Raw genomic sequence first — 5,538 nt, forward strand, 5'->3', positions numbered from 1 at the left:
GTTCAAGGTCTGGGCGGAAAGCCGGGGCGACTTCAACAAGCGGCTGCAGAACTTCGAGGCTGAGGCGATGAAGGCCCGGTGGCAGCGCCATTACATGAAGGGTCAAAAGGTCTCCGGCGGCCAGTCCGAAAGCCACGTCACCAAGCGGAAGCTGAAAACGCCGATGCCGCCCAAGCCGCCTCTGCCGGGCCTTGGCGGGTAGGCTGGGCGGGTAGGCTGGGCGGACTGGCCGCGATCGCGCCAGCAGACGCCTCTTGCATCCGGACGGGCTTTCGGCTTAAAGACGCCCTCCCGAGGCCTCCGGGCCTATTTTACCCAGCGAGCGGGCGTAGCTCAGGGGTAGAGCACGACCTTGCCAAGGTCGGGGTCGGGCGTTCGAATCGCCTCGCCCGCTCCAAAAACTCTCTAAAAACAGACGGTTAGCGACACTCCTCCGAGTGTGGCGAAGCCGTTTTTTGGTTTGGGGTGGGATTGGGGCACGCCCTCCGTCCGCTGCAGATTTTTTTCGATGCGAGCAGATCAGTGTCGATGCGTGTTGTGCCCTAATGCGCGTGCGTATTGGACGCTCTAATTGGTGCGCCGCATATCGTTCACTGACGTGTGACCGCTATGCGAATCCGGCATTGGCGGACGAGGCTGTCGGACTGAAATTGTCGCGTTTCGTGACCAGTCGGGACTTCGTCATAGACATCATGCCGTTCGCGAAGACAGGGAATGGACGGCGGCTTGACCGTTCCCCGTCGGCAAGTTGCCTGGTGGTTCATTGCGTTAGCGGAAACACCCCGAATCGACGAATTTTTGCTATACTGATGTACTAACCTGCGGCATTTATGGTATAGCCCGGTTGCAATAATTCATGGGAAAAGGGAATACCGGACTGTGCAGTATACGTCTTCCAGACCCCGCCTGCCTGCCGGACGTCAGCGTCTGGCCGAGTTGCTGCGCGCGGGCGGGGACGTCATTTCGCTCGATACTGCCGTTGGCGTTCTGAAGCTCGATCGCACGCGCGCCGCCAAGACGATGGCGCGGTGGGCCGAGCAGGGCTGGCTGCGTCGGGTAGGCCGGGGACGATATGTGCCCGCAACGCTTGGCACGCTCGAAAGCGGCCTCGTTCTCGATGACCCGTGGGTGCTCGCGCCCGCGCTGTTCGCGCCCTGCTATGTTGGCGGCCGCACCGCCGCAGAGCACTGGGATCTCACCGAACAGGTGTTCAACGACATTGTCGTCATGACGGCGCAGCCGTTCCGCGAGAAGGAGCAGCGCCGCCAAGGCGCGACCTTCACGCTAAAGGGTGTCGCCAAGGCAAAGCTCTTCGGCCTCAAGCCAGTCTGGCGCGGCCAGAGCAAGGTCGATGTCTCGGATGTCCACCGTACCCTCATCGACATGCTCGACGATCCGGCGCTCGGCGGCGGCATCCAACACGTCAGCGACTGCCTTGCGGCCTATCTGAAACGCGCCGATCGCGATGATGCGCTGTTGATCGGCTATGCCGACCACCTTGGCAATGGCGCCGTGTTCAAGCGCCTTGGCTTTCTCGCCGAAACCGATCCACGCGGTATGGCGCTGGTCGCTCCTTGCCGCGAGCGCCTCACCAAAGGCAACGCCAAGCTCGACCCGGCCCTGCCGTGTCCGCGGCTGATCTCGCGCTGGCGGCTCTTCGTACCGGCGCAATGGGCGAAGCGTGGTCCCCGATGATCGACCGCCGTGAAATCCTCGCCGAAGCTGAGCGCCTAACGTTGCTCCCGAACGTCGTCGAGAAGGACTATGTCCTCGGCTGGATGCTGGCCGGCATCTACGCCCATCCCGACATCAGCGGCAGCTGGGTGTTCAAGGGCGGCACCTGTCTCAAGAAATGCTGGTTCGAGACCTACCGGTTCTCGGAAGATCTCGACTTCACGCTCACCGACGCAGCGCACCTCGACGGGACCTTCCTCAAGCGCGTCTTCGGCGAAGTCGGGCAATGGATCTACGATCGCACCGGCATCGAAATCCCGGCCGACAAGCAAAATTTCGATATCTATCAGAATCCGCGCGGCACGATCTCCTGCGAGGGCAAAATCAGCTATCTCGGCCCGGTCTCACCGCGCAGCGGCGGCTGGCCGCGGATCAAGCTCGATCTCACCGCCGACGAGCGCCTCGTGCTGCCGCCGGTCGAGGTCGCCGTCTATCATCCGTACTCGGATGCGCCAGAGGGCGGCTTCACCGCGCGGGCCTACGCTTACGAAGAAGTCTTTGCAGAGAAGACGCGAGCGCTCGCCGAACGCACGCGGCCGCGCGATCTCTATGACGTCATCAACCTGTTCCGAAATGAGGAGGCGCGCCCAACGTCTACCGTCATGATCGATGTCTTGAAACAGAAATGCGAGCATAAGGGTATCGACCTGCCGACGCTCGTGGCGCTGGAGCCGCACAGGGAAACCCTCGCAGGCTCCTGGTCGAACATGTTGAAGCATCAGCTGCCCTCGCTGCCACCCTGGGAATCCTTCTGGGATGGTTTGCCGGAGTTCTTCGACTGGCTCGCTGGCGGTCAGGCGCCGGTCGTGCCGGCGGCGTATGTGGGCGGGCAGGGTGAAACTGTTTTGCGCGAGCGCGCGCTGCGCCTGCCGATCGCGCCCGCACGACAGGCGCATGTCGAGGTTATCCGCTTTGCCGCCGCCAACCGGCTCCTGGTCGAACTCGACTACCGCGACGTCGAGGGCCAACGCACCACACGCATCGTCGAGCCGTATTCGCTGCGCCAGACGCAGGCCGGCGACATCATCCTGCACACCCACGATATCGGGAAGAACGCCCACCGGGGCCTCCGTCTCGATCGCATTGAAGGCGCGCGCGTCACCAACCGCTCGTTCACGCCGCGCCATCAGATCGAACTGACGCCGACTGGTCCTGTCGCGGTTGCGCCATCGACGGCGCGCGCCCCGTCGACTGCAACGCGCTCGACCAGCGGCCTCTTCGGTACGGCGCGTCCCGCTCGCGCCCCGGTTCGTCGCTCGCCGGCGCGCCTTTCGGCGAGCGGCCCGACCTACGTGATCCAGTGCCCGATCTGCCAGAAGAAGTTCAACCGCAAGAGCTACGACACGAGGCTGAATGCCCACAAGAACGACTGGGGCGGTCAATGCTCGGGGCGAACAGGATATCTGGTCGATACGCGGTATTGATCCGTCACAGTTACCGGACGCCTTGCATCCGCTTCTGGATTGCTAGCGCCCCGCTCATGCGCAGCCGGAAATCCAGCATGGGACGGCTGACGCCGTAGAGAATCTGGGCCTGCGCCAGCAGGCCGTCCAGCACAATATGCTTTGCCGCTTCATTGGTGATGAGCAGAGCGCCGCCGAGAAAATTCGCTTCCGCTTCGATGCCGCTATCATGAATGCGCTCGCCGTCAGACGTCAGCGGCGGCGTGCATTCATGACCAAGGAAGCAGTGGGCGAGTTCGTGGCAAATGTTGCTGCGCTGGCGCCAGAGATGGTGAGAGCAGTTGTGCACGATGGCTGTCCGGCCGGCGCAGGGCACGGTTACAGCTGAAAAGCAGCTCTCATCGATGCCGCAATGCGATCCCGGCGGATCGCCCAGCTCCGCCAGACGCATGAGGTCGATATCGAAGGCGCGGCAGATCTCGGCCGGATCGATCGGGTCGATCGGCTGCAGCCCCATGCGCCGCCGAATGTCGACGGCAATGCGGTTCGCGCGCGCCTTGAATCCCCGCGGAAACCCCAATCACTTGCTCCGCAGCTTGTTGTAGGTGCTGACCACGATGTCCTCGATGAGCCTCGCGCTCTGCTTCGACAGCTTCGGGTCGGCGCGGAGCAGGGCGGTGATCTTGGCGATCGGCTCCGGTTCGCCTTTTCCTGCGCCTCTGATGAAACTCTCGGCCTTGAGGGCCGACCAGGCTAACAGCGCCGCAAGGCCGTTGACATCAGGGTTGGCTCCCTGACCGATCCGCGAGAGGGTCGATGCGTTCACGCCGGTCTCCTCGGCCACATCCTTCCAGGTCATCTGTCGACTGAGCCGGACCGCGTTGAGTGCGGCGTAGAAGGCTTCATTGTCGAAGTTTTCCGCCATGTTCCCCGTCCTTGCATAAATTAAACGAATTGCGATCTTGCAATTCCCGGATCAGTTTCATAACTACCAGCTGGTTGCGAAATCGCAATCGGCCAGCGCGATGCGCATATCATAGGTCAGTCATGAGCAACGATCACGACGAGAAGAAAGAGAAGACCGTCACCATCTACATCGATGGCACGGCCTACGAAGTCCCCAAGAAAGACGACATCTCCTACACGGAAGTCGTGACGCTGGCGGATCCGACATTTCCGCAGAATCCGCAGAACACCTACTCGGTGAACTACACCCACGGCCACGGCAACAAGCCCGAGGGCATCCTGGCGCCAGGAGCGAGCGTGAAGGTCAAGGAGGGGATGCGGTTCCGTGTTAACAAAACTGGCCAGTCATAACGCCGACATCCAGCGGCTAGTCGACAAGGGCTACGCGGTCCGTATCGACGGGCCGCACCTTGTCGTGCGCGACATCCCTTATCTCGACGCCAACCGGCAGCTGCAGCGCGGCGCCTTCGTCGCCAAACTCGTTCATATCGACAAGGTCCGCGTGCAGCAGGATGACCATCAGGTCTATTTCGCCGGCGGCGTGCCTTACGGGCTCGATGGCCAACCGATCCCGAACCTCGCTGGCGGGGCGACGACCATCGCGCTCAGAAAGACGGATGTCGTGGTGCAGCGCTCGTTCTCCAACAAACCGCCGAACGGCTTCCCGGACTTCTTCGCCAAGATCGAGCACTATGTGACGGTGATCTCGGGGCCGGCCATGGAGCTGCACGGCGCAACGCCCCTGACGAAACGGATCGACGCCGACGCGGTCGAAGGATCGGTCTTCAAATACCCGGACACTCTAACCAGCCGCGCCGAAATTGCCGACCTTGCCGCCCTCCTCGCCAACGACGTGGTCGCCGTGATCGGCCTCGGCGGCACAGGTGGCTATGTGCTCGACCTGCTCGTCAAAAGCCCGGTCAAGGCCATCAGGGGTTTCGACGGCGACGCCTACCACGTTCACAACGCCTATCGCTCGCCCGGCCAGCTTGACGACAGCGATCTCGGTCTGGGCAAAACCGAGGTGTTCGAGCGGCGCTATGAGTCGTTCCGCAAAGGCCTCTCGCTGCACCGAAAGTACATTGACCGCTCGTGCGCCGAAGACTTTTCCGGCGTCACTTTCTCTTTTGTCTGCGTCGACAAGGGCTCGGCGCGTGCCGAAATATTCGACTTGTTGATCAGCCTCAACATCCCCTTCATCGACGTCGGCATGGGGCTCGACCGCAAGCAGGGCGGCCTGTCAGGCCAGGTCCGCACGACCTACTACGCGCCGGAGACGGCGGCGGCGGTCCGGGACAAGCAACTTGCGCCACTGTCGGATGATGCGGACGACATCTATCGGAAAAACGTCCAGATCGCCGAACTCAACGCCCTCAACGCCTGCTATGCGGTGATACGATTCAAGCAGCTGCGCGGGTTTTACGCGGATGGAAGC

General features: G+C 62.3%; 7 protein-coding genes and 1 tRNA gene. 6 read left to right on the forward strand and 2 right to left on the reverse strand.

Annotation, left to right across the window (positions count from 1 at the left end):
• From KAY22_RS23795 to KAY22_RS23810, 4 genes are all read left to right on the forward strand, one after another.
• A partial coding sequence (locus KAY22_RS23795) for a DUF6065 family protein (RefSeq protein ID WP_296625622.1) occupies positions 1–202 on the forward strand: 202 nt, incomplete at its 5' end.
• Positions 203–322: 120 nt separating this feature from the next.
• A tRNA-Gly gene (locus KAY22_RS23800) sits at positions 323–397 on the forward strand.
• Between the two features lie 482 nt (positions 398–879).
• Complete coding sequence (locus KAY22_RS23805; RefSeq protein ID WP_296625623.1) at positions 880–1,695, forward strand: hypothetical protein; 816 nt, start codon at positions 880–882, stop codon at positions 1,693–1,695.
• The gene (locus KAY22_RS23810) at positions 1,692–3,158 is read left to right on the forward strand and encodes a nucleotidyl transferase AbiEii/AbiGii toxin family protein (RefSeq protein WP_296625624.1); all 1,467 of its coding nucleotides are present in this window, start codon (positions 1,692–1,694) and stop codon (positions 3,156–3,158) included. The genes KAY22_RS23805 and KAY22_RS23810 overlap by 4 nt, the downstream gene beginning before the upstream one ends.
• Before the next feature lie 10 nt (positions 3,159–3,168).
• Here KAY22_RS23810 and KAY22_RS23815 read toward each other — a convergent pair whose 3' ends face one another.
• A complete protein-coding gene (locus tag KAY22_RS23815) occupies positions 3,169–3,654 on the reverse strand; it encodes an ImmA/IrrE family metallo-endopeptidase (protein ID WP_296625625.1) in 486 nt (161 codons plus the stop codon).
• 63 nt (positions 3,655–3,717) lie between these two features.
• A complete protein-coding gene (locus tag KAY22_RS23820; protein WP_296625626.1) occupies positions 3,718–4,062 on the reverse strand; it encodes a helix-turn-helix transcriptional regulator in 345 nt (114 codons plus the stop codon).
• 122 nt (positions 4,063–4,184) lie between these two features.
• Here KAY22_RS23820 and KAY22_RS23825 point away from each other — a divergent pair, with 122 nt between their 5' ends.
• A complete protein-coding gene (locus KAY22_RS23825; protein WP_296625627.1) occupies positions 4,185–4,454 on the forward strand; it encodes a multiubiquitin domain-containing protein in 270 nt (89 codons plus the stop codon).
• Positions 4,429–5,538 (forward strand): ThiF family adenylyltransferase (locus KAY22_RS23830; RefSeq protein WP_296625628.1); only part of this gene is annotated, 1,110 nt, incomplete at its 3' end. The genes KAY22_RS23825 and KAY22_RS23830, both read left to right, overlap by 26 nt.

The sequence above is a fragment of the Rhizorhabdus sp. genome (assembly GCF_018006725.1).
In the GTDB taxonomy this organism is placed as follows: Bacteria; Pseudomonadota; Alphaproteobacteria; order Sphingomonadales; family Sphingomonadaceae; genus Rhizorhabdus.